General features: G+C 63.5%; 21 protein-coding genes and 3 tRNA genes. 14 read left to right on the top strand and 10 right to left on the bottom strand.

The window, feature by feature from the left end; all coding sequences use genetic code 11:
- Positions 1 to 158 precede the first annotated feature (158 nt).
- Positions 159 to 758: a MarC family protein gene (locus F2P44_RS22110; protein ID WP_167089394.1), complete on the top strand. Its 600-nt coding sequence runs from the start codon at positions 159 to 161 to the stop codon at positions 756 to 758.
- Positions 759 to 854: 96 nt separating this feature from the next.
- Here the strand turns inward: F2P44_RS22110 and uvrB are convergent, their stop codons facing one another.
- The gene (uvrB, locus tag F2P44_RS22105) at positions 855 to 2,942 is read right to left on the bottom strand and encodes an excinuclease ABC subunit UvrB (protein ID WP_167089392.1); all 2,088 of its coding nucleotides are present in this window, start codon (positions 2,940 to 2,942) and stop codon (positions 855 to 857) included.
- A 107-nt stretch (positions 2,943 to 3,049) separates the two neighbouring features.
- Between uvrB and F2P44_RS22100 the strand changes: the two genes are divergently transcribed.
- Positions 3,050 to 4,264 carry an amino acid aminotransferase gene (locus tag F2P44_RS22100; protein ID WP_167089391.1) on the top strand — a complete coding sequence of 405 codons (1,215 nt, stop codon included), beginning with the start codon at positions 3,050 to 3,052 and terminating at the stop codon, positions 4,262 to 4,264.
- A 115-nt stretch (positions 4,265 to 4,379) separates the two neighbouring features.
- Positions 4,380 to 4,455 (top strand) — tRNA-Asn (locus F2P44_RS22095).
- Between the two features lie 177 nt (positions 4,456 to 4,632).
- Here F2P44_RS22095 and F2P44_RS22090 read toward each other — a convergent pair.
- Positions 4,633 to 5,385: a ShlB/FhaC/HecB family hemolysin secretion/activation protein gene (locus F2P44_RS22090; protein WP_167089389.1), complete on the bottom strand. Its 753-nt coding sequence runs from the start codon at positions 5,383 to 5,385 to the stop codon at positions 4,633 to 4,635.
- 95 nt (positions 5,386 to 5,480) lie between these two features.
- Here F2P44_RS22090 and F2P44_RS22085 point away from each other — a divergent pair.
- The 6 genes from F2P44_RS22085 to F2P44_RS22060 all read left to right on the top strand — a co-directional run bounded on the left by F2P44_RS22085 (position 5,481) and on the right by F2P44_RS22060 (position 10,177).
- Positions 5,481 to 5,556 (top strand) — tRNA-Asn (locus tag F2P44_RS22085).
- Between the two features lie 189 nt (positions 5,557 to 5,745).
- Positions 5,746 to 6,351 (top strand): outer membrane beta-barrel protein, encoded by a 606-nt coding sequence (locus F2P44_RS22080; protein WP_167089387.1) that lies wholly within the window; start codon positions 5,746 to 5,748, stop codon positions 6,349 to 6,351.
- A 34-nt stretch (positions 6,352 to 6,385) separates the two neighbouring features.
- Positions 6,386 to 6,461, top strand: a tRNA-Asn gene (locus tag F2P44_RS22075).
- 147 nt (positions 6,462 to 6,608) lie between these two features.
- On the top strand, positions 6,609 to 7,550 hold the full coding sequence (locus tag F2P44_RS22070; RefSeq protein WP_167089385.1) for a hypothetical protein: 942 nt from the start codon (positions 6,609 to 6,611) through the stop codon (positions 7,548 to 7,550).
- A 70-nt stretch (positions 7,551 to 7,620) separates the two neighbouring features.
- Positions 7,621 to 8,469 (top strand): endonuclease/exonuclease/phosphatase family protein, encoded by an 849-nt coding sequence (locus F2P44_RS22065; protein WP_167089383.1) that lies wholly within the window; start codon positions 7,621 to 7,623, stop codon positions 8,467 to 8,469.
- An 88-nt stretch (positions 8,470 to 8,557) separates the two neighbouring features.
- Positions 8,558 to 10,177 carry a response regulator gene (locus F2P44_RS22060; protein ID WP_167089381.1) on the top strand — a complete coding sequence of 540 codons (1,620 nt, stop codon included), beginning with the start codon at positions 8,558 to 8,560 and terminating at the stop codon, positions 10,175 to 10,177.
- Between the two features lie 226 nt (positions 10,178 to 10,403).
- On the opposite strand, the gene F2P44_RS22055 is transcribed toward F2P44_RS22060, so the two are convergent.
- Both F2P44_RS22055 and F2P44_RS22050 read right to left on the bottom strand, forming a co-directional pair.
- Positions 10,404 to 10,859, bottom strand: coding sequence for a response regulator (locus tag F2P44_RS22055; protein WP_167089379.1), 456 nt, complete (start codon positions 10,857 to 10,859; stop codon positions 10,404 to 10,406).
- Between the two features lie 12 nt (positions 10,860 to 10,871).
- Positions 10,872 to 13,115 (bottom strand): ATP-binding protein, encoded by a 2,244-nt coding sequence (locus F2P44_RS22050; RefSeq protein WP_167089377.1) that lies wholly within the window; start codon positions 13,113 to 13,115, stop codon positions 10,872 to 10,874.
- 152 nt (positions 13,116 to 13,267) lie between these two features.
- Here F2P44_RS22050 and F2P44_RS22045 point away from each other — a divergent pair, with 152 nt between their 5' ends.
- Together F2P44_RS22045 and F2P44_RS22040 are read left to right on the top strand one after the other, a co-directional pair.
- Entirely contained in the window at positions 13,268 to 14,458 is a 1,191-nt protein-coding gene (locus F2P44_RS22045) for a cryptochrome/photolyase family protein (protein WP_167089376.1), read from the top strand.
- Positions 14,459 to 14,494: 36 nt separating this feature from the next.
- Positions 14,495 to 15,421, top strand: coding sequence for a pyridoxal-phosphate dependent enzyme (locus tag F2P44_RS22040; RefSeq protein ID WP_167089374.1), 927 nt, complete (start codon positions 14,495 to 14,497; stop codon positions 15,419 to 15,421).
- On the opposite strand, the gene F2P44_RS22035 is transcribed toward F2P44_RS22040, so the two are convergent.
- The gene (locus F2P44_RS22035; protein WP_167089372.1) at positions 15,416 to 16,750 is read right to left on the bottom strand and encodes an esterase/lipase family protein; all 1,335 of its coding nucleotides are present in this window, start codon (positions 16,748 to 16,750) and stop codon (positions 15,416 to 15,418) included. The genes F2P44_RS22040 and F2P44_RS22035 overlap by 6 nt on opposite strands.
- A 99-nt stretch (positions 16,751 to 16,849) precedes the next feature.
- Entirely contained in the window at positions 16,850 to 18,004 is a 1,155-nt protein-coding gene (locus F2P44_RS22030) for a dienelactone hydrolase family protein (RefSeq protein WP_167089371.1), read from the bottom strand.
- A gap of 158 nt (positions 18,005 to 18,162) precedes the next feature.
- On the opposite strand from F2P44_RS22030, the gene F2P44_RS22025 reads away from it, so the two are divergent.
- The 3 genes from F2P44_RS22025 (at position 18,163) to F2P44_RS22015 (ending at position 20,291) form a co-directional block, all read left to right on the top strand.
- The gene (locus F2P44_RS22025; protein ID WP_167089369.1) at positions 18,163 to 18,411 is read left to right on the top strand and encodes a hypothetical protein; all 249 of its coding nucleotides are present in this window, start codon (positions 18,163 to 18,165) and stop codon (positions 18,409 to 18,411) included.
- Entirely contained in the window at positions 18,408 to 19,052 is a 645-nt protein-coding gene (locus tag F2P44_RS22020; protein ID WP_167089368.1) for a tRNA-uridine aminocarboxypropyltransferase, read from the top strand. Before F2P44_RS22025 ends, F2P44_RS22020 begins: the two co-directional genes overlap by 4 nt.
- Positions 19,053 to 19,157: 105 nt before the next feature.
- Positions 19,158 to 20,291: a PA0069 family radical SAM protein gene (locus F2P44_RS22015; protein WP_167089366.1), complete on the top strand. Its 1,134-nt coding sequence runs from the start codon at positions 19,158 to 19,160 to the stop codon at positions 20,289 to 20,291.
- 80 nt (positions 20,292 to 20,371) lie between these two features.
- On the opposite strand, the gene F2P44_RS22010 is transcribed toward F2P44_RS22015, so the two are convergent.
- The 4 genes from F2P44_RS22010 to F2P44_RS21995 all read right to left on the bottom strand — a co-directional run bounded on the left by F2P44_RS22010 (position 20,372) and on the right by F2P44_RS21995 (position 23,522).
- A complete protein-coding gene (locus tag F2P44_RS22010; RefSeq protein ID WP_167089365.1) occupies positions 20,372 to 20,764 on the bottom strand; it encodes a hypothetical protein in 393 nt (130 codons plus the stop codon).
- A 159-nt stretch (positions 20,765 to 20,923) separates the two neighbouring features.
- On the bottom strand, positions 20,924 to 22,072 hold the full coding sequence (locus tag F2P44_RS22005; protein WP_167089363.1) for an aromatic ring-hydroxylating oxygenase subunit alpha: 1,149 nt from the start codon (positions 22,070 to 22,072) through the stop codon (positions 20,924 to 20,926).
- Positions 22,073 to 22,200: 128 nt separating this feature from the next.
- Positions 22,201 to 22,608 carry a PaaI family thioesterase gene (locus tag F2P44_RS22000; protein ID WP_166886369.1) on the bottom strand — a complete coding sequence of 136 codons (408 nt, stop codon included), beginning with the start codon at positions 22,606 to 22,608 and terminating at the stop codon, positions 22,201 to 22,203.
- A 44-nt stretch (positions 22,609 to 22,652) separates the two neighbouring features.
- Complete coding sequence (locus F2P44_RS21995) at positions 22,653 to 23,522, bottom strand: SAM-dependent methyltransferase (RefSeq protein WP_167089361.1); 870 nt, start codon at positions 23,520 to 23,522, stop codon at positions 22,653 to 22,655.
- Positions 23,523 to 24,012 lie beyond the last annotated feature (490 nt).

Here is a 24,012-nt window from a genome sequence, read left to right as displayed (position 1 = left end):
TAGGTGATGGCTGGAGGCAATGTTAGCGCGCACATTTCATGCGTTTCATGGGGAGCATGTTCAATATCATGGCGCTCGACATGGTGGTTTAATTGTCTGATTTTTGCCACGAATTCAGCACAATGGTACAGGTGCTGTGCGGCAAGTTATCATGTCGGATGACCCAAACTTTTATTCAAACCTTCATCCTGCTGATCCTGGTCACCGACCCGTTCGGCAACGTACCGCTGTTTGTCAGCGCCATGGCCAATGTGCCGGCCGAGCGGCGCTGGAAAGTCGTGGTGCGCGAGTGCCTGATCGCCTTCATGGTGCTGCTGCTGTTCATGTTCTTCGGGCGCCACCTGCTGGCCGCCATGCAGCTGTCCGAAATCTCGCTGCGCATCGGCGGCAGCGTGATCCTGTTCCTGATCGCCATGCGCATGGTCTTTCCCCAGCCGGGCGGCATGTTCGGCGATGCGGAAAAGGGCGGCGAGCCGTTCATCGTGCCGCTGGCCATTCCCGCGATTGCGGGGCCGTCGGCACTGGCCACGGTGCTGCTGTTTTCGTCGGATACGACGGTCGAAGTGGTGGTTCACGTGGGCGCGCTGGTGGCGGTGGCGCTGGTGTGGCTGGCGGTTTTTCTCAGCGCCGAGCGCTTGCAGGAAAAGCTCGGCCCGCAAGTGATGACCGCTTTTGAACGCTTGATGGGCTTGATCCTGAGCGCGATGGCCGTCGAGATGTTCCTGGCGGGTATCCGCGAGTTCATCAAGTCGCTGTGAGGCAGGGGGCGTCGCTGGCGTGAACGTGGCCGGCGACGCTAGCGGGGCGGCGCGAGGGGCGCTTGGCGCCGTCGCATCGCCGCCCCGGTCCGCGATTTACTTGTCCAGGATCGACACCACATTGTCGGTGCCTGGCGCGCCAAACGCTTGCTGCTTGAGGACATGCAGCTGGTCGCGCACCTGCGCGGCCTTCTCGAATTCGAGATTTTTCGCGTGGTCGACCATCAGCTTTTCGAGACGCTTGATCTCCTTGCCGATCTGCTTTTCGCTCATCGATTCGACCTTGGCGGTTTCCTTGGCCGCGTCCAGGGTCTCGCGCGCCTGCTGCGGGCTGTAGACGCCGTCGATCAGCTCCTTGATCTGCTTCTTGATGCCGACCGCGGTGATGCCATGCTCGATGTTGTAGGCGATCTGCTTGGCGCGCCGGCGCTCGGTCTCGCCGATCGCCTTTGCCATCGAATCGGTGATGCGGTCGGCGTACAGGATCGCCACGCCGTTCAGGTTACGCGCCGCGCGCCCGATGGTTTGAATCAGGCTGCGCTCGGAGCGCAGGAAGCCTTCCTTGTCGGCGTCCAGGATCGCCACCAGCGACACTTCCGGCAAATCGAGGCCCTCGCGCAGCAGGTTGATCCCGACCAGCACATCGAAGGTGCCCAGGCGCAGGTCGCGCAAGATCTCGACCCGTTCCACGGTCTCGATATCGCTGTGCAGGTAGCGCACCTTGATGCCATGGTCGCTCAGGTACTCGGTCAGCTGCTCCGACATGCGCTTGGTGAGCGTGGTCACCAAGACCCGTTCATCCTTCTTCACGCGGTCCTGTATTTCGGACATCAGGTCGTCGACCTGCGACAGCGCCGGCTTGACGATCACCAGCGGGTCCACCAGCCCGGTCGGACGCACCACCTGTTCGACCACGTTGTCGGAATGCGTTTTCTCGTATTCGGCCGGCGTGGCCGACACAAAAATCGTCTGGCGCAGCTTGCCCTCGAATTCCTCGAACTTGAGCGGGCGGTTGTCGAGCGCCGACGGCAGGCGGAAACCATAGTCGACCAGGTTGGTCTTGCGCGAACGGTCGCCGTTGAACATGGCGTTGAGCTGCCCGACCAGCACGTGCGACTCGTCGAGGAACATCAGCGCGTCTTTCGGCAGGTAGTCGACCAGGGTCGGCGGCGGATCGCCCGGCATCGCGCCCGACAGGTGGCGCGAATAGTTCTCGATGCCCTTGGTGAAGCCGATTTCGGCCATCATTTCCAGGTCGAAGCGGGTGCGCTGTTCGAGGCGCTGCTCTTCGATCAGCTTGTTCTCCTTGCGGAAGTACGCCAGCCGCTCGCGCAGTTCGAGCTTGATCGTTTCGATCGCGCGCAGCACCGTGGAGCGCGGCGTGACGTAATGCGAACCCGGGTAGACGGTAAAGCGCGGGATCTTTTGGCGAATGCGCCCGGTGAGCGGGTCGAACAGTTGCAGCGATTCGATTTCGTCGTCGAACATCTCGACCCGGATCGCCAGTTCGGCATGCTCGGCGGGGAAGATGTCGATGGTGTCGCCGCGCACGCGGAAGGTGCCGCGCCCGAAGTCGATTTCGTTGCGCGTGTACTGCATCTGGATCAGGCGCGCGATGACGTCGCGCTGCGCCAGCTTGTCCTTGGCGCGCAGGGTCAGGATCATCTGGTGGTATTCGCTCGGGTTGCCGATACCGTAGATGGCCGACACGGTCGCCACGATGACCACGTCGCGCCGCTCCATCAGCGACTTGGTGCACGACAGGCGCATCTGCTCGATATGCTCGTTGATCGACGAGTCTTTTTCGATGAACAGGTCGCGCTGCGGCACGTAGGCTTCCGGCTGGTAGTAATCGTAGTAACTCACAAAATATTCGACCGCGTTTTGCGGGAAGAATTCGCGGAACTCCGCATACAGCTGCGCGGCCAGGGTTTTGTTCGGCGCGAACACGATCGCCGGCCGGCCGGCGCGCGCGATCACATTGGCCATGGTGTAGGTTTTACCCGAGCCGGTCACGCCGAGCAGGGTCTGGAACGAGAGCCCGTCGTTGATGCCTTCGATCAGCCCTTCGATCGCGGTCGGCTGGTCGCCGGCCGGGGGAAACGGCTGGTGCAGCTTGAACGGGGAATCGGGGAAGGTGACGACAGTCGGCGACGGGTCGTGTGCAACGGATAATTCAGCCATACGATCAGACCTTTGTTAGAATGGTGTCCCGCTTGCGGCCCAGGAAACACCCAATCAGTATATGGGTCGCTGTCTATACAACCCAGCCGACACTCAAGTTTACCACGATGACTTCAACAGCTTCCGCCACCATCTTCAGCGCCATCGACATGGCCCCGCGCGACCCGATCCTGGGCATCACCGAGGCGTTCAATGCGGACACCAATCCCGCCAAAATCAATTTGGGCGTGGGTGTCTATTATGACGACAATGGCAAAGTGCCGCTGCTCGCGTGCGTACGCAAAGCCGAGGAGCTGCTGATGGAGCAACTGGCGCCGCGCACCTACCTGCCGATCGAAGGCCTTGCCGCCTACGACGCCGCCGTGCAAGAGCTGGTATTTGGTGCCGGCAGCGCGATTATTCAAGAGAAGCGCGCGGTCACCGTGCAAGCCATCGGCGGCACCGGCGCGCTGAAAATCGGCGCCGACTTCCTGCAGCGCTTCGCGCCAGGATCAAGTGTGTATATCAGCGATCCAAGCTGGGAAAATCACCGCGCCCTGTTCGAGAGCGCCGGTTTCACCGTCAACACCTACCGCTACTACGATGCGGCCACGCGCGGCGTCGATGTCGACGGCATGCTGGCCGACCTGAAAGCCATGCCGAAGGGTGCCATCGTGCTGCTGCACGCCTGCTGCCACAACCCGACCGGCGCCGACATCACGCCCGCCCAGTGGGATGAGGTGATCGCCGCCATCGGCGCCGGCGGCCTGGTTCCTTTCCTCGACATGGCTTACCAGGGCTTCGGCTCGGGCATCGCCGAAGACGGCGCCGTGGTCGGCAAGTTTGCCGCCGCCGGCGGACCGCTCTTGATCTCGAATTCGTTCTCGAAGTCGTTCTCGCTGTACGGCGAGCGCGTGGGCGCCCTGAGTGTGGTCGGCGCCAGCGCCGAAGAAGCGGCGCGCCTGCTGTCGCAGCTCAAGCGCGTGGTACGCACCAACTATTCGAACCCGCCGGTCCACGGTGGCAAGGTGGTCGCCACCGCGCTGACCACGCCGGAACTGCGCCAGCTGTGGGAAGACGAACTGGCCGGCATGCGCGTGCGCATCAAGGAAATGCGCAACACCTTCGTGCAGAAGCTCAAGGAAAAAGCGCCGGCGCACGATTTCGAATTCGTGCGCGAGCAGGTCGGCATGTTTTCGTACTCGGGCCTGAGCAAGCAGCAGGTCGAGCGCCTGCGCCTTGAACACTCGATCTATGCCGTCGACACCGGCCGCATTTGCGTGGCGGCCCTGAATTCGAAAAATATCGACCGTGTGATTGACGCCATCGCCAAAGTCCTTTAAGATCTTGCTTCTTCGAATTGAACGAAAGATTGATTCGAAGAAGAGCATGGTGCTGCAGCGATTACTGCCAACAACTTGATGGTCTGATCATTACAGCATATAATGTTTCTTTTATTCCCTGATAGCTCAGTTGGTAGAGCGACGGACTGTTAATCCGCAGGTCCCTGGTTCGAGTCCAGGTCGGGGAGCCAGAATTGAGAAAAAAGCCACGCGTTTGCGTGGCTTTTTTCGTTGGTGCCGCGTTGGTCGCATCACCCAGCCCGCCTGGAACAGCAGCCGCGTGCGCGACACCGGTTCGCTCAGGGCGGTGCCGCCGCCGATGCGGTGCGCCAATTGCTGCTTGAGCAGCAGGCCGCCGCGCAGCGTGCTCAGGCCCAGGCCGACGTCGCCCAGGCTGCGCGTGGCGTCGATCCCGGCCGCCGCGTTGACCGACTTGGCCAGCCGTAATCGGCGAACACGCTGGCGCTCACTTGCGCCGGCAGGGCGCGCGCCAGCTCGGCGCGCAGCAGCACCGCATGGTCGCCGCTCAGTTCGCCCGTCGGATAGGCCGCCACCGCGCTGCCGAGCGCCACGCTCATGCGTTCAACCCCGTCCAGTTTCTGATTGCCCAGCGCGGCCTGGGCCTTGATGCCGGTACTGAGCGTGAAATGGGCCGGCAGCGCGCTGGTGCGCAGCGCCGCCAGATTCAGCTTGGCGTAACTGCCCTGGGTCGCGTCGCCGGCGGCGTCGAGCGCCTCGGCCAGCGCATCCTTGAAGTCCAGCTTGCCGATGGTCAGGCTGGCGCTGCATTGGCTTTGCCCGTTTACGCCGAGCAGCATCCCTTCGCTGCGGCGCGCCACGCTGGCCGTCAGGCTGGCCAGGCGCTTGCCGACCGCGGTGCCGACCGAGCCGATCTCGTCCTTCAAATCCTTGTAGGCCAGGCTCAGGCCGGCATCGATGCTGTCCTTGCGGGTGCGCTTGAGCGGCTTGTTCAGGCTGAGCTCGGCGCCGCTGGCGGTGCCGGTGGCGTCCAGCGCCTGGTAAACGTCGCCCAGCTCGTAGGTGGTGCGGCTGAACGCCAGTTCGGCGCGGGTGCCGTCGCTGGCGGCCAGCATCGAGTAGCCGAGCTGGCCGTTGAGCAAGCGCAGTCCTGACCTTGCTCGCATCCATCGCTGGCAAGGTTTGCGCGTATGCAACTGGACAAGTGGAAAATGGCCCGATATAATGCGGCCTCTTTTCCCTGATAGCTCAGTTGGTAGAGCGACGGACTGTTAATCCGCAGGTCCCTGGTTCGAGTCCAGGTCGGGGAGCCAGAATTGCAAAAGGCCACGTTGAATAACGTGGCCTTTTTTGTAAGTTGTCTGGATTTATACTGTTTGTTACCTGCAAACAACGCTTTCCAGACATCTTCCTTGCCTATTTGCAATCCCGACAAGTATCATACTGCCTGGTAAATACGCAGCACTCCCGCGCGTTATCCGATACTTACATCTAAAAACACCATGAAAAAAATTGCATTCGTGATCGCTCTGGCGATCGCTTCCCTGAGCTCGGCCCAGGCACAAAACGGTCCAGCACCAGGCAAACAACTGCGTTTCGTTGTCGGCATGGGCTTGACCGGTGGTGGCGACAAGCTCGCTACCGCTGAATACAAGCACGGCGGTTCGGTCGACGTGCGCGCCGGCGGCCTGATCGCCTTCCTGGGCGGCGTCGACTATCGCTTCAGCCAACAGTTTTCGATGCAGGGCACCGTGGGTTTCCACGTTGACCAGGCCAGCGCCAAAAACGGCGACGTGACCTTCAAGCGGTTCCCGATCGAACTGCTGGGCTACTTCCACCCGACCAGCAACATGCGTATCGGCGGCGGCGTGCGTTATGTGTCCAGCCCTAAGCTGAGCGGTAGCGGCTTCGGCTCCGGCATCGACAGGGATTTCGACAGCACCGTCGGCGCCATCGTCGAAGGCGAATACTTCTTCAGCCCGAACATTGGTCTCAAGCTGCGTTTCGTGAAAGAGGAATACAAGGACAGCTATACGTACTGGGGTCAAACCTATACCAACAAGACCAAAGGCGACCACGTCGGCATTTTTGGTAATTTCTACTTCTAAAATTCGCCCGGGGCCTATATAATACGGCCTCTTTTCCCTGATAGCTCAGTTGGTAGAGCGACGGACTGTTAATCCGCAGGTCCCTGGTTCGAGTCCAGGTCGGGGAGCCAGAATTTGAAAGGGCCTGCAAGCAATTGCAGGCCCTTTTTCAATGGTGTCGCGTTTTTGCACGGCCCGCCCCCCGTATTAGCCAGCCTCAAACCTTGCGCAAGTACGCAGCGCATAATCGGCCTTCAAGCGGATGCGGGAGCGGGAACATGGATGTGGTGCGCAATCTCCATAGCGGTGAGCTGGTCGAGGCGGAAGAATTATGGAACATGGACGTCGTCGATAAAGACGCCTATGTCTGCCGCGGCTGCGCTACCAAGGTATGGCCGGCATCGTACGATGCGGCGCTCAACAAGCGCCGCCCGTACTTCGCGCTCGGCAAAGGCGAACACCACGCGCCGGGCTGCGATGTCGATGGCGACCACAAGCTCGTCAGCCGTGGCCAACGCGAGCGGGTCGGTGGCAGCGATGGCTTTCCGATGCCCTTTCCCAGCAGGCTGAGCCTGAGCGACGGGCAAGCGCCTGGTCCCGCCGCCCCGGCCGCCGCCGCGGCATTCGGGTCGGCCACGCTGGCCGCCGTGCATGCCGCCGCCCGCGCCGCCGCGAAGGGCCAGTACCACGGCCACACCGTCAAGACCATCCGCCCGCTGTGCCGCACCTACATCAACTTTCCCAACGACCGCGCCTTCCTGCCGCTCGAGATCCCCGGCGTCTGGGGCAGCACCTACGCCCAGCTGTTCTGGCTCATTCCCAACAAGAAGCCGGCCTTCTTCAAGAATCCGCGCCACCTGTTTTATGCGCCGCTGCGCTGGAAGGACCTGCCTGTCATCAGCGAGACGCACTGCGAGCTGACCCTGGGCGCCGGCCAATGGGACAGCGCCGCACGGGGTTACCTGAGCCTGTGCAGGCTGCGGGTCGACTGGTCCGGCTGGTCCGACGTGCGCCGCCGCACCTTGCAGCACGAAATCCATGCCGCACGCACCGAAGCGCTGGAACTGGCCCGGCGCGACAGCGGTATTAAAGGCTGGATCTTCTTCGTCGGTACCCAGGACCGGCTCGACCCCGGCCTGTTCCATGTCGACGATGCGCGCTTCATTTGCTGCCTGGCGGCCCGCATGGCGTGGCCGGAACGCCAACTGGCGCCCGCCTGACTTGCATCATCCCCGCACGGCGCGAGCGGGCTAGCCTGAGCACTTGTCGACAGTGCGGAGGCGAACCGGCATGAACCTGATCACATGGAATATCCAGCGCGGCCGTACCCCGCGCGGCGACTGCGACATGGCGCATACCGCGGCAAGCCTGCGCGCCGTGGCAGATGCCGATGTTATTTGCTTGCAGGAAGTGTCGTCCGGCTATACCGACATGCCCGGCTGCGACGGTGCCAACCAGTTTGCGCTGCTGGCCCACCATTTTCCCGGCTATGTGCCGGTGGTCGGGCTGGCCTGCGACAGCGCGGGGGAGGGCGTCGCGCGCTGCCTGTTCGGCAATATGATCCTGTCGCGCTACCCGGTGCTGCAAGTGATCCGCCACGCCTTGCCGTGGCCGCCCGATCCGGGCGTGATGAGCATGCAGCGCATCGCCCTCGAAGCGACGCTCGCTACGCCGCTCGGCCCGCTGCGCGTCACCACCACCCATCTGGAATATTTTTCGCGCGCGCAGCGCAGCGCCCAGGTGCAGCGCCTGCGCGACGTGCAGCGCGAAGCGGCCGCGCACGCCGCCCATCCCCGTGCCGGCGCCGCCGCCGGACCGTTTGGCGCCATGCCGCGCGGCGGCGCCGCCCTTCTTGCGGGCGATTGCAATTTCCTGCCCGGCTCCTGGGAATACCATTGCCTGCAAGCACCGTTCGACGATGGCACGCCCGTTTATGCCGATGCCTGGCGCCTGCGTCATCCGGGCCAGGCGCACGCGCCCACCGTGTGCCTGCACGACCATCCCGGCCGTCCGGCCGATCCGTTCACCTGCGACTTCGTTTTCGTCAGCGCCGACCTGGCGCCGCGCCTGGCCGAGGTGCGCGTGGCGCCTGACGAGTTCGGCCCCGACCACCAGCCGCTGGCAATCCGCCTGGCATGAGCGTGGCGCGCACGGTTGACCTTCTGTTGCATTCGAAACAGCATGTCCTCATGTAAAATATAATGAAATTTATGTTATGGCAATACATATGCTCGACGACGAATCCACTCCCTGTTCGGTACTGCTGATCGATGATGAACCCTTCGCCGAGGACTTCATCGCGCATTGCCTGGAGGGTTGTTCCGACGTCGTCCTGCGCTATGCATCGCAGTCCGAACGTGTCGTCGAGCTGGCCATCGAAACCGATGCCAGCGTGGTGCTGGTCGATCTGCGCATGCCTGGCGCCGACGGTTTCGACGTGATCCGCCTGCTGCGCCAGCACCGCGACACCGAGCATGTGCCGGTCATTTTGCTGTCCTCCGAAGAAGACCCGGAGATCAAGGCCAGGGCCTTTGCCTCGGGCGCCAACGATTACCTGGTCAAGTGGCCAGACGGGCGTGAACTGGCGGCGCGCGTGCGCTATCACAGCGGCGCCTACATCGCGCGCAAGCAGCGCGACGAAGCGTTCGTGTCGCTGCGGCGCAGCCAGGAAGAGCTGGCCGCGAGCCAGTCGGCACTGCACCAGGCCCAGAAAATGGAAGCGATCGGCCAGCTGACCGGCGGCGTGGCGCACGACTTCAATAATGTGTTGCAGATCATCGGCGGCAACCTGCAGTTGCTCAAGCTGCTAGGCGGCGTGAGCGACAGCGCGCGCACCCGCATCGATATCGCGCTGGCCGGGGTCGAACGCGGCGCCAAGCTGTCGGCCCACCTGCTGGCCTTCGCCCGGCGCCAGCCGCTGCAAGCGGTGGTGCTCAATCCCGGCGTGGTCTTGCGCGACATGGATGAAATGATGCGCCGCGTGCTCGGCCCGCGCGCCATCATCGTCACCGAGATCGAAGCGCAGCTGTGGAGCACCACGGTCGATCCGAGCCAGTTGAACAACGTGATCCTGAACCTGGCCATCAACGCGCGCGACGCCATGAGCGACGGCGGCACCCTCACCATCCGCGCGGCCAATGTGCCGGTCGGCTCGCCCATGCTGTCGGAACTGGCCAGCGGCGACTACGTGATGGTCGAAGTGGCCGATACCGGCTGCGGCATGCCGCAAGCGGTGTTGCAGCGCGCCTTCGAACCCTTCTTCACCACCAAGCCGACCGGGCAGGGCACGGGGCTGGGGCTGTCGATGGCGTATGGTTTCGTGAAGCAGTCGGGCGGCGAAATCGAGCTCAAGAGCGAACCGGGCGCCGGCACCAGCGTCAAGATTTTCCTGCAGCGCAGCGCCAGCGAACCGGAACATGCCGAGGACCACGTGCAGGCGCCCCTGTTCGGCGGCCTGGAAACGATCCTGGTGGTGGAAGATGAAGAGGATGTGCGCACCAGCACCGTGGAACTGCTGTCCGCGCTCGGCTACCAGGTGTTCGAGGCCGAAGACGCGGCCCACGCGGTGGAACTGATCGACTCGGGCGCCCGGATCGACCTGGTGTTTTCGGATGTGATCATGCCGGGGAAACTGAGCAGCCTGGAATTGAGCGAAGTGGTGCGCACCAGGCTGCCGGCGGCGCAGCTGCTGTTCACGTCCGGCTACGCCGAGGGTGTGCTGGCGCATGAGGGCAAGCTCGATGCCAAGGTCAACCTGCTGCAAAAACCGTACAACGCCGATGTACTCAGCGCGCGCATCCGCCATTTGCTCAGGCGCCGCAAGCCGGCTGGCGCCACCTCGCACTGAACGCGGCTGGTTCTTCTGACCTCGCCGCGAAATCGCTCGCCGTCAACCCGTCAAACGTCGCACCCGCGCAGGCGGGTGCCCAAGTTCGCTGCGTAGCCGGCGGCTGAACAAAGAACTTGGACCCCCGCCTGCGCGCGGGCGACGGCTCCCCGATCGGCCTTCAACGCGTCGCACCGTCGCCCTGCCGCCCGCCGCACCGTCGCCCGCCGCGCGCGGGCCACGCTTCTTATTGCGGTTTGACGTAGCGGTGCGAACCCGGTGGCGGCTCGTTGAGCACCGCCCAGAAAATCCCCAAATCGGCAATCGCCCGCACGAATTCCTCGAAGTCGACCGGCTTGACCACATACGCATTGACCCCCAGCTCATAGCTGCGCAGCAGGTCCTGTTCTTCCTTTGATGACGTGAGCATCACAACCGGAATGCTTTTCAGGTGCGGCGTGCTGCGGATTTCCTTGAGCACTTCCAGGCCATCGATTTTCGGCAGCTTCAGGTCGAGCAGTACCACGGTCGGATTGCCGACCTGGCGCGCCGCGTGCTCGCCGCGGCACAGCAGGTAATCGAGCGCCTCGGCGCCGTCGCGGGCGATGATGACTTCATTGGCCAGCTGGCTCTTTTCGAGCGCGATCAGCGTCAGTTCCAGGTCGTGCGGATTATCTTCGACCAGAAGGATGGGCTTTAACATGTCTTGCGTACCTTAAATATGGAGTTCTTTGGGGATGCTGAAGTAAAACGTGGCGCCTTCGCCCGGCTCCCCGGTGGCCCACACCCGCCCGCCGTGGCGCTCGATGATGCGGCGCACATTGGCCAGGCCGATGCCGGTGCCCTGGAAGTCTTCCATACGGTGCAGACGCTGGAACACGCCGAACAGCTTGTGCACGTAATCCATGTTGAAACCGGCGCCATTGTCGGCGATCGAGAGCACCCATTCGGGGCCGTCGTCGCTGGCGCGGATGGTGATGACGGCGCGTTCTTTCCGGCTGGTGAACTTGAGCGCGTTCGACAGCAGGTTGTACAGCGCCAGCTGCACGAAGGTGGGGTCGGCGCGCATTGCCGGCAGCGGGCCGATGTCCCACTCGACCTGGCGCTGGCCGACGTCGAGCGAGAGCTTGTCGATGCAGGTGCGTACCAGCTCGCCCATCTGGACCAGGGTCGGACGCAGGGCGGCGCGGCCCATCTGCGAAAAACTGAGCAGGTCGTCGACCAGCTTGCCGGCCAGGCGCGCCGAATCCTTGATGTTGCGCAGGAAGCGCTGGCGCTTTTCCAGGTTGTCGCTGGCCGACGGTTCGAGCAGCAGGTCGGAAAAGCCGACGATGTGGCGCAGCGGCGCGCGCAGGTCGTGCGATACCGAATACGAAAACGCTTCGAGTTCCTTGTTGGCGCGGCCCAGTTCTTCGGCCAGTTCGGCCATCTGTTCGGCGCGTTCGAGCGCGATGCCCAGCAGCGCTGTGCGAAATTCGACGGCCAGTTCGATCTCGCCGCCATGCCATGGCGCGCTGGTGCCGGTGATGGTTTCGCTCCAGGTGGCAAAACTGGTGCGCGGCGAAAGCTGCGCCATGGGCGCGGCGCCGGCCTTGGCGTGCGGATTGCCGGCCCAGTCGACCGTGCGCACCACCTCGGGCCGGAACCATAGCAGGTAATGCTTGTGGATGCGCGAGACCGGCATGGCCAATAGGCCCGCCGCGTTGCCGCTGAATGCCGCCGCCGGCGGGTAGAGCGCCGCCAGGTGGTCGGTGTGGAACACGTCGCCGTGGCAGTGCAGGTCGAGCCAGCCCACCAGAGCGCGGATCGCTTCTTCGCCGGGGGTGTCGCCGTAGGTCAGCAGGCGGTCGTCGAACACGATGGCGGCGCCGCCGGCGCGCGCGAATTGCAGCAGGGCCGGAAACACGCTGGAGAGGTTATCGATGAAGTCGGAACTCTGGGTCAGCCCGGCCAGCATCGACACCATGACGCGGCGCACATCGAGGCGGAACTGCAGTTCGTTGGCGTCTTCGCGCGACTCGACGCACATGGCCAGGATCTGGCCCAGCTGCTCGCAGGCGGTGCGCTTGTCGAAAGCGAGCGCGCAGGGCGTCGCGTGGTGGCAGGAGACCAGTCCCCACAGCCGGCCCTTGACCATCAGCGAGACCGACATCGACGCCAGGGTGCCCATGTTGCGCATGTATTGCAGATGGATCGGCGAGACGCTGCGCAAGGCCGCGAACGAGAGGTCGTTGGCGGCCCCGCTGACGGGATTGAGCGGCGGGACCAGGCGCGCCGGCGTGTAGTTGGCATCCTGGATCAGGCGGATGCGGTTGAGCATGTACAGCTCGCGCGCCTGGCGCGGAATGTCGGAGGCCGGAAAGCGCTGCCCCAGGTAGGATGGATACGCCTCGTCGCGGCATTCGGCCAGCACGTGGCCGTGGCCTTCCTCGTCGAAGCGGTACACCATGACCCGGCCGAAGCCGGTGATGCGGCGGATTTCCTGGGCCGCCAGTTCGCACATGGCTTGCGCCGTGGCGCTGTCGCTCACCTTGAGCAGGAAGTCGCCGACCTGGCGGTGCAGGTGGCGGAAGTCGGCCGCCGAGGCGCGTTGCACCGCCTCGAATTCGAGGATCAGCAAGCCGTCGTAGCAGTGCGCCAGCACGTCGAAATGGCGCGCCGGCCCGATTCCCAGGGTGCACAGGTAGAGCGGGCGCTGGCCGATCTCGGCAGCGTCGATTTCGGGCCGCAGCTGCAGGCTGGCCTGCTCGCCGATCACCTGTTCGAGCGGCTGGCCGATGGCGCGCGCGGCACCGGTCCCGATCATCGCTTCCAGGTTGTCGCTCGCTTGCAGTACCTCCAGCGCAGGCGAGAGCGCCAGCAGGAAGCCGTGCGGCTGGATGCTGCCGGGGGTGCGGATCGGTTCCTTGTCGCAGCTCGACAAGTCCAGCGGGGAAGGTTCGGGATTGGCCTGGCTCATGGAAGGGTTCCTGGGCACGGGACGTGGCGCCACATTTCAAAAATACAATTTTACTGTATACATTATGTCGTGCCACGCACGTTAGCTGTGCCGTCCCTGTGCCGGCGGCGCGTGATAAACTGGCGGCCTCCGATTGGACTTGTCCGCCCCCTATGCCGCTATCGACGACGACGCTGCGCCTGATCCTTGGCGACCAGCTCAATGCGCTGCACAGCTGGTTTTCCGAAGTGCGCGCCGAGGTCGTTTACGTGCTGCTGGAAGTGCGCCAGGAGACCGACGACGTCCACCACCACGCGCAGAGAATCATCGCCATCTTCGCCGCCATGCGCGCGCTGGCGCGCCAGCTCGAAACCGGCGGCCACCGCGTGCACTACCTGCGCATCGACGATGCGGCCAACCTGCAAGCGATTCCCGCCAACATCGACGCGCTGCTGGCCCATTACGGCGCCGGGGTGGGCAGCTTCGGCCGCCCCGATGCCGCGCGCATCGTCTGGCCGCTGGACCGCGCCGAAGCGCTCGCCCACCTCGACGCCTTTATCCAGCACGGCTTGCCGCACTTCGGCCACTACCAGGATGCGATGCACATGACGGCTGCGCGCCTGTTCCATTCGATGCTCTCGTTCGCCCTCAATACCAAGATGCTGCACCCGCGCGAAGTGATCGCCGGGGCCGAAGACGCCTGGCGCGCCGGCCACGCGCCGCTGCACGCGGTGGAAGGCTTCATCCGCCAGATCCTGGGTTGGCGCGAATACGTGCGCGGCGTCTACTGGGCCAATATGCCCGGCTACGGCGCGCACAATGTGTTCGGCCACGGCGCGCCGCTGCCATCCTGGTTCTGGGACGGCAAGACGAAAATGCGCTGCCTGCGGCACGCCATCGGCCAGTCGCTCGACGATGCGCACGCCCACCATATCCAGCGCCTGATGATCATCGGGAACTTTTCGCTGCTGGCGGGACTCGAACCGTACCAGGTGCACCAGTGGTATCGTGGCGTGTATGTCGACGCCTTCGAATGGGTGGAAATGCCGAACACGATCGGCATGAGCCAGTTCGCCGACGGCGGCTTGCTGGCGACCAAGCCGTATGTATCGGGCGCGGCCTACATCGACCGCATGAGCGACTACTGCAAGGGCTGCCACTACGATAAAAAGGCGCGCCTGGGGGAGACGGCTTGTCCGTTCAATGCGCTGTACCGGGATTTTTTCGAACGCAATGCGGAGCGGCAATCGGGCAACCAGCGCCTCGGCATGGTGTACCGCAACCTGTCCAGGATGGATGACGCCGCGCGCGCCGCGTGCGGCGAACAGGCGGCGGCGTTGCGCGCGCGGCTAGAGGAACTTTGACTTCGGTGTTCAACTTTACGGGATCATGATCTTACGATGACATTACATATCGACACTCCACTGCTCGCTTCTTCGGCCATGGGCAACAAGCCGGGCCAGACGGTCTGGCTCAAGATGGAAGCCTTGCAGCCGACCGGCTCGTTCAAGCTGCGCGGCATCGGCTACGCCTGCGAAGAGTACGCGCGGCGCGGGGCGAAACGTTTCATCTCTTCATCCGGCGGCAACGCGGGGCTGGCCGCCGCGTATGCGGGACGCCAGCTGGGCTTGCCGGTGGTGGTGGTGGCGCCGGAAACGACCAGCGAGCGCGCCCGCGAGCTGATGCGGCGCGAGCAGGCCGAGGTGATCGTCCACGGCGCGTCGTTTCACGAAGCCAATGCGCTGGCGCTGTCGATGTTGGGCCAGCACGATGCCTTCATCCACGCCTACGACGATCCCCTGCTGTGGACCGGGCACGCGACCATGATCGATGAAGTGGCGCATGCCGGCGTGCTTCCCGACGCGGTGGTGCTGTCGGTCGGCGGGGGCGGGCTGATGTGCGGCGTGCTCGAAGGGCTGCGCCGCAATGGCTGGGACAAGGTGCCGGTCTTCGCCGTCGAAACCGATGGCACCGATTCGCTGGCGCAGTCGATCGAGGCCGATGCACGCATCGAGCTTCCACGCATCGCCAGCATCGCCACCACGCTCGGCTCGCGCCAGGTGTCGCAGGCGGCGTTCGACTGGACCCGGGTGCACCCGATGAGCAGCATGGTGGTCACCGACCAGGCGGCGGTGGCGGCCTGTATCCGCTTCATGGACGACCACCGGGTGGTGGTGGAACCGGCCTGCGGCGCCTCGCTGGCGGTGGCCTACGCCGGCCGCCCCGAATTGAGCGCGTTCAAGAACGTGCTGGTGATCGTGTGCGGCGGCGTGACCGCGACCGTGGCCCAGCTGCAAGCCTGGTCGCGCACGCTCAGCCCCTCATAATCCGTACAAAATGGCGGCGACCGCATCGTAGATCGGATACACGCGCGGCCCCGACTTGGGCCAGCCGATCATGTCGAAGTGGTCGTAGCCCTTGTAATTTTGCAGGAAGTTCCAGCTGCCGCGCAGCGGCGTGCCATTGTAGTCGCGCACCGGATGCCCGGATGGCGCGCGCATGCTGACCGTGTTGACCACGCCATCGTTGGCGAACCAGGTGCGGTCGACCGGCACCCGGCCGGAGATGGCCAGCGAATACGAGCCCATGCCGCGCCGGCCGGCCGACGGGATCACCCACTCGCCCGCATACGGCCGGGTCAGCGACGCCATGTCGGCGCGCGGATACTGGAAGGAGGGGTTCTGGAGCGGGTACAGCAGGCGGTCGGTGTTGTTGCAGCAGGCGCTGCCGGCTTCGGTCGCCTGGTTGCTCATCGAAAAATAGTATACCGAGGGCGAGGTCTTGGCCCATGCATTGAAGGTGCGCGCGCCGTCGGGCGTCATTTCGGCCTGGGCCGAGTCGAAGTTGCCGGGGTTCGAAAACGGCGCGGCCAGCACGCGCTGCTGATAGGCCGCCGACGGCTCGACCGCGCTGCTGCGCAGGCCGAACTGTTCGAGTCCGAAGTCGTGCACCGGCTGCGCCACGTTGCCGATGCTGGCCATGGCCGCGATGCCGCCCGCCAGTTGCGTGAGCGCCGATCCGGCGTCGCCCATGGCGTCGCGCAGGCTGGTGCCATCGTTGGGCGAGGAAAGGGTGGTGGCGCTGACGACCCAGCCGGTCTTGCCACCCTTGTACAGCTCGCCGCCGCCTTCGTCGCCGTGGGGCGAGCCGTGTTCGAGCAGTTCGATCAGGGCGCGGATGGTCTGGCCGCCCTGGCTGTGGCCGATCAGGTGGATCGGGTGGCGCGCATCCCAGGCCGGGTACATCGCGGCCGGATAGCCTTGCGGATTGTTGGCCGGATCGGCGGCCCAGCACTTGCCTGCGGGCTGGCGCAGCGCGCCATAGGTGGCGAAGCTGGCCGTGTGGCTGCTGCCGTAGTCGACGCAGCCGCCCTTGATCTGGTAATACAGTTCGGCCGCGCGGTCCCAGTTCGAGCTGATCGCCCCGACCGATGCGGCCCATACCTGATGCTGGCCCTGGTGCGAGCGCATGTGGCCGACGATGTCGTCGAACCCGCCCCAGTATTTGAATCCGGTGTTGGTGTACTGCTCCGGGCCGAAGCCGAGGAAGCCGTGCACCAGGACGATCGGATAGTTGTTTGCGGCTGAGGCCGCTTGAAAGGCGCAGGACAGGAAGAGGGCGGGGGCGAGGACTGCGCGGACGATACGTGGCGGCATGAAAGTCTCTCCAAAGAGAAAAAACGTCGCACACATTGTATATGCATTTGGCGCGCGCACGCGCTTGTCGCGTGCGGGCTATGTTGCGCCACGGCCGCGTCAGAGGCTGGCCGCGCCGGCCCCGCCGCTGTCGGCATTGGCGCCGCTGGAGGCCAGCTTTCCTTGCCACACCACGTAGTCGTCGACCGAGTACAACTGGCACGGCTGGCCGCTGGTGCGCGCGCAGGCGGCCAGCGCGCGCGCGTGCGGGTCTTCCCCTTCCTCGGCCCAGCACCAGGCGCCGCTGGGCGAGACGGCAAAGGCGCGCGGGGTCATCTTGTGCAGATACTCGCGATAGGCGGCGCGTCCGTTTTCGCTCAGGTAGGGCACGGCGGCGATATCGTCGACGCGGGCAAAATCGGTTTTCGGCACGCTCGGCGCATCGGCCACCGCGACCACTTCGCTGGTCGGCATGCCGATTTGCTGGAGGAAACGTTCGGTCTCGCGCCACCAGATGCCGGCGCCGTCGCGGCTGGCGGCCATGCCGTGCGCGTCGCGCTTGAAGGCGCCGAATTCGACCAGGCGCGCCTTGCCGCCAGCCCGCTCGAAGGCCGCGTGCATGCGCGCCACCAGGTCCGGTCCGAACAGCGAATCGTTCACGCCATACATCCACAGGCTGGGAATCTTGTTGCTGGCGCCGTAGGTGGCGAAGGCGTGCACCAGTTGCGCGCGCCAGTCGCAGCGGTCGGCGTCGTCGCGCAGGCCGCCGGCAAAATTGATCAGGCCGCGCACGCCGGGCACCTCGCGCGTGCCCAGGGCGATGGTGGCCAGCCCGCCGTAGGACTGGCCGGCGACCACGATGCGCCCGGGGTCGACCCAGTTCTGGCGGCGCGCGAAGTCGATGGTGTCGCGCACATCGCTGACCTGGGCATAGCCGTTGGCGGTCATGTTGCAGCCATGGTCGGCGTAGTTGCCGGTGGAGCCGGCGAAGCCGCGCCGCATCGGCACCAGTACCGCATAGCCGCGCTTGACGAAGGCGGTCGCCATGTAGATGAAGCGCTCGCGCACCTGCTTGCGCGGCTCGCCCGATTCCTTGCCGTGGTTGATGATCAGCAAGGGAAACGGGCCGGCGCCGTTGGGACGGAATACGGTCGTCTGCAATTCCGACTGGCGCGACGGTCCGGCGGGAACGGCGATGACCTGCTCGTTGAGCCGGTAGTCGAGCGCCAATTCCTGCTCGCTCGCCACCGACGGCAGCAAGGTGAAGCCGGTCACGAGGGCGGTCAGGAACAGGCGCAGGGCGCGGGGAATCAGGGTGGCGATGGTGGGCTCCGATGGATTGGATTGCCTAAAGGAATTATTTTATTCTATGCAGGGTGATGACGCTGGGCAATACCGGAATATCAATTCGACGCCTGTTGTGAGAAAAATAGTTGCCGATTGCACGCTTTGTTGCTTCGATGGTCGCGTTGCCGGAACCAGGATGCTGGGAATATTTCCAATTGGAAAAAGTGTCCTCGCGCTACCGGCTTGCCGGTGTTAACATGCGCAGGCCGTCATCCTTGAGCCTTGCGCCTTTCGCCATCATGAACAATTCCACCCCCGCAAGCGGCTTGCCGCCCGGTTTTGCCATTGTCCGGCTGGTTTTTGACGCGCTGTCGCGCCGGGTGGGAGTCCGATGACCGGGCCGGGCCAGCCCGGGCAGGCCAGTCCGGTACGGCGCAGCATCTGTGCGCACTGTGCGCGGCCGGCCGTGGCCTGCATTTGCCGATGGATCAGTCCGGTGGCAAGCGCGGTGCGGCTGCTGATCCTGCAGCATCCCATGGAGGTGAGTAATGCCAAGGGCAGCGCGCGCCTGCTGCACCTGAGCGTGGCGGGCAGCACGCTGGTTGCGGGCGAAGCATTCGATCCGGCGCAGCTCGGCGAGCTGCTGGCGCTCGATGGCCGGCGCGCCGTGCTGCTGTATCCGGACACGCCGGACGACAGGTCGCTGGGCATGCCGGCACCGCCGCCACTGCCGCCGGAACTGTTGCACGCGCCCGGGAAACTGTTGCTGGTGGTGCTGGACGGCACCTGGCGCAAGAGCCGCAAGATGCTTTATCTCAACCCTTTGCTGCATGCGCTGCCGCGCCTGCCGCTGAACGGCATGCCGCCGTCGCGCTACCGCATTCGCAAGGCGCATGCGCCGGACCAGCTATCGACCCTGGAGGCAACTTGCCATGCCTTGGGCGAGATCGAAGGCGATCATGACAAGTTCCTCCCGCTGAGCCGCGCTTTCGATGATTTGATCGATGCGTTTGTGCTGCATCAAGGCCGGCTTTGAACGCTGCTTGAACTGGCGGCGGCACCAACGTAGAATACTGTATGTTTATACAGTTAAATAGGTGCTCAGGTGACCGATCGCGACAAGGATGTTGAAGAAAGCGTCATGCTCCCGCCGCGTCCGCTGGCTGCGCAGAAGGGGCGGGGAGCGGTGACCAATCTGCAAGGCCGCTACGAAGTCAACACGCGTGAGCGGTTCGACGACGGCTGGGTGCATGAAGACGACGAAGACGAGGCGCCGGCGCCCTTCCGCACCCAGGTCACGGACGAGTTCGCCAAAACCATCCTGAGCCGCAATACCTCGCCCGACATTCCCTTCAATGTGTCGCTCAATCCCTATCGCGGGTGCGAGCACGGCTGCATTTATTGTTTTGCGCGGCCGTCGCACAGTTACCTGGGGCTGTCGCCGGGGCTGGACTTCGAGAGCCGCCTGTTCGCCAAGGTCAACGCGCCCGATTTGCTGCGGCGCGAGCTGGCCAGGCCATCCTACGTGCCCGAGCCGATTGCGCTGGGTGTGAATACCGACGCCTACCAGCCGTGCGAGCGTGGCCTGGGCATCACCCGGCGCGTGCTGGAGGTGCTGCACGATTGCGAGCATCCGGTGGCGCTGATCAGCAAGTCGTCGCTGATCGAGCGCGACGTCGACCTCATCGCGGCCATGGCGGCCAAGAACCAGGCGATTGCGGCGCTTACCATCACCACGCTCGACCCGGAAATCTCGCGCACGCTGGAACCGCGCGCGGCGGCACCGGCGCGGCGCCTGCGCACGATCAGGCGGCTGACGGACGCGGGCATCCCGGTGCGGGTCAGCGTCGCGCCGGTGATTCCCTTCATCACCGAGCCCGAGCTCGAACGGGTGCTGGAAGCCGCGCGCGATGCCGGTGCAGTGAGCGCGCACTACGTCGTGCTGCGCCTGCCGTGGGAGGTCAATCCCCTGTTCCAGGAATGGCTGCAGGCACACTTTCCCGAGCGGGCGCAGCGGGTGATGAACCGCGTGCGCGAGATGCGCGGCGGCAAGGAGTACGATAGCGACTTCAGCAAACGCATGTCGGGCGAGGGCGTGTGGGCCGACCTTATTCGACAGCGTTTCGTCAAGGCGGTGCAGCGGCTGGGCATGAACCTGACCAGCGGGCGGTTTGGCGAGCTGGACACGTCACGCTTCAAGAAGCCGATCGTCGTTCCCCCGGCCAAGCCCAAACAATGCGGCAACGCCACCGGCCAGCTGGATTTGTTTTCCTAAGCTGCGCTATCAGCAGCACAACAACGCCAACTGGCGTGCTGGGTGTAAAAGGCCAACGGCCGCATTGCGCCATGCGTGCGTCAACCCGGCGCATGCAGGGCAACGCCGCACACGCGTGGCGCAATGCGCCCGGCACCGCCATCATCGCCTGTCGCAGAGAATATCGAATTCGTTGCAGGTTGATTTTTCCACCGGCCCGTAGCAAAGCCAGGGACGGAAGGTGCACCATTGGTGACCTTGGCTGCAAGGGCCAATCCCTGTTCCCTGGCCACGGCGAGATTGTTGCGCAAGCCGGGGTTTGCGGTGTCGTAAGTGCAAGGGTGATTTTCCAATGTGAGGCGATATGCGGCTTCAATATCGTCGATGGCGGTACGCTGCCACTGGGCGGCGCTGCGTGCGGCGGCAGGCGTGTCAATTGCCTGGGAAAGTGCCTCACCGGCAGCGAGCGTGCCGCTCATGGCCAGCGAGGGCATGGCTTTGGCAAGGCGAGGAAGGCGAGCGAACAGGGGGCGGCGATCTGGGTACGTGGCATGCTTGGAAATCTGGCTTCTCATTGTGATTGTTGTGCCGGCTGCCCGCCAGGTTCTTTCGACCAGCCGGCCTTGCGGATGCCGGCCTCGGGCTACGTCAATTTATTTGGCAATGGCAGCATCCACGCTGGCTTGAAACATGCCCAGCAAGCCCTCCTCCAGTCCCAGCGTATGGACTTCATTTGGGGCGAACTCGATGCCTGACTGGACGCCTTCGGCCACCGCAAAATCCTCGCCGTCGAACACGACGTCGTTGGTGAACTCGAAGCGCTTGGCCAGTGATTTCTCGGCATCCTTCCCCTGGAAGTCTGCCGGCCGGTACAGCATTTCGTGGGTCCAGATTGTTTGATTCGGCGCTATCGGGAAGAACATATTAATGGATACGTAATCCGGGTGCATGATAAAGAAGGTATTGGGGAACAGCGTGTAGTACACCGATGCGAAATTGAGAATGTTCCAATCGCTTTCGGGAACATGCATTGCCTCTTCGATATTCGTCCTGGCCGCAACCAGCCTGATATTCGGTCCGTGCTCATAATGGGCGATGACACCATTTTTAAGCGCCGCTTGCAAGGTGGTGCGGTGCAGATAAGGTACATGGTAGCCCTCAAGATAGGTTTTGAGCAGCAGCTTCCAATTCGCTTGCTTCACCACCTTTGTCTTCTTATAGGAAACCAATTCTCCGATGTTGAAGTGCTCGAGATCGTCGGCGATATCACCGAGATAGCTTCGGATGTCGAGCGACGCCGTCGCGGTCGGATGAACCCAAATGAGCCCGAACGCTTCCGCAACGGGAAGCTCGCGCAGATTGCAGTTTGCAGGATCGAGATCCGGGAAATTGTATGATCGGGTCACGCCTTTCAATTTGCCATCCAGACTGTAGGACCAGCCGTGGAACGGGCAAACGAAGGCCTTCAGCCGCTCTTCCTCGCCGTTGACAAGCTTGGCGCCACGGTGCCGGCACATGTTGAGAAAGGCGCGCAGCGTCCCGGCGTTATCCCGCACCACGACAACGGGGAACTTGTCCCAATCGCTCAAGAGATAGGAACCCGGCTCCTGGACATGGGATGCATGGCCAAGCACCATGGGGAAGTCCTTGAATACGGACTGCAGTTCGTCATCAAGGATGGATGGCTCCGAATAGACGTTGACGGGTAGCTGAACGACACGGCCCAGCATGTCCTGTTGGCGGCCGCGTTCTCGCAGGGCGAACAGCTTGTGCATGAGAGCCACTTGTGTTTCGTGCTTCATTGGAATCTCCATATTGTTGTGCCGGCGAGGGCTGCCGCGCCGGCACAACGTACGCTCAAATAAAACCCTGGCTAGCTGTGCGAACGCATGGATCGGATCAAGTTCCCGCGTCCACGAGCAAGTGCCAGCTAGTCACTGCGCACCACGGTGCCTTGTGCGATAGCGCAGATTTTCTCCACCCCGTCTTGCACCGCATAGATCTCCGCCGAGCAAACGGCCTGGCGCTTTCCGACGCTCTTTGCCTGGGCGCGAGCGATCAGATGCGTTCCCGTGGCGGGTCTGACGTAGTTGATCTTGTACTCGGATGTCAGGGCATTGCCGCCGAGCGCTACGCCACCAGCGAAGGTAATGGAGTTGTCGGCGAGGTAGCTGACCACCCCGCCATGCACGAAACCGTGCTGCTGTTTCAGATTGTCAGTGATGTCGATGCGGATTTCCGCTTCAGTCGGCCCGGTGCTGACGAGCTTGGCCGCCAGGAATTGGCTGAACGGCTGGGCTTCAAAGATTTCGCGTGCAATTTCGTGAATGTCGGGCATGTCAACCTCTTAAAGAAAACGGTAAGAACCGTGGAAATCGGGGGTCATGCGCTGGCGTACGAGCGGAATTTCAAGCGCAACAAGCCGAACTGTTGCCGCTCGAATGCCGCTGCCGACATGCGCAGGTATTGGACATATTCATTAGTCTTATCCGCCCCGACCATCGCGATCAGCTCGGGTTTGGCGGCCTCGATCCGCTGGACCCATTCCCGACAGGTGCGGGCATAATCGAGCGCGTCATTGCGAACGTTGACCAGGCTAAGCACGCGGTCGGAAGCTGCCAGGATTTCGCTTTGCCGCGGCAGCATGGAACCAGGGAAGATCTTCTCCGTGATGAATGGCGGGAATTCGGATTCTTCCATCCGGTCGAACACGATGGTTTGCAGCGACAAGCATCCGCCTGGCTTCAAGACGCAGCTCACTTTCTTGAAAAAGTCGCGATAGACCGCGATCTTGTCGTCCGCGCTCCAGCCAGGACCGACGAAGTGTTCCATCGCGCCCACCGACACCGCAGCGTCGAACGAATGCACTTCTTCCAAGGCTTGCCATCCCTTTAACAGGACCTCGATACGGTCGGATCGCGCGCCATCGATCGATTCTTTTTGGTCGGCGCTGAGGGTCAGGCCCACGCAGTGGCTGCTCGGGATTTGCTCGGCGCAGCGGAACATCAGCGATCCCCACCCGCAGCCAATATCGAGAACCCGGCTCCCAGGCCCGATTTCGGCCTGTGCGATGTGATGGTCCAGTTTGCGTTTCTGCGCGGTCTCCAAGTCGTCGTCGCCTTCATACATGGCGCTCGAATAGGTCATGGTGCGATCGAGCCAGTGCTGATAGAAAGATCGGCTCAGGTCGTAGTGGAATTGAATATCTTCGGTCGTCGCGCCCTGCTTTAGGGCAGTATTTTTGCTATCCATGCAAATTGCATCCTGTAGGGAAGTTAAAGGGACAATACAACAGCGTTGGGCCCTGCCGAACAAGCACGGGCCGGGGAGGGAATCGCGGTTATCCGGTGGTGGCGCCCTCGCAACGCCGATAAGCTTGTCCACACGTCAACCGGCTTGATGACACCGGTCCTGCTCCACACGACGTTCTTGATCTTCTCGTCCACGTACACGATGCCGTCGGAAACGATCTTTTGTGTCATATAGAAAAATGGTTTGTTCCAGTGGGCGATATCGAGACCGAACTCGAATTTCTGGAACCTCTTCAGAGACTTCTTGAAAAAATTTGGGCCCTATGACGTTTCCGGTGAAACTTGACATCGGCTATGCTGTGAGGTTCTACCGTCCCGGAGTGCGGTCAAGGGCGGCGCGCGCTGCGCGCGTGCCGGCGTAGCGCCCCCTTGACGGCATGCAGGGCGCATACGCTGGTCCCTGGCCGCCGCCGCGGCCGGCCGGGGCGGCG

It is taken from the genome of Massilia frigida (assembly GCF_011682175.1).
Taxonomy (GTDB): domain Bacteria; phylum Pseudomonadota; class Gammaproteobacteria; order Burkholderiales; family Burkholderiaceae_D; genus Telluria_A; species Telluria_A frigida.
Note: the sequence above shows the minus strand (reverse complement) of the source record. Positions and strands in the feature narration are given on the sequence as shown.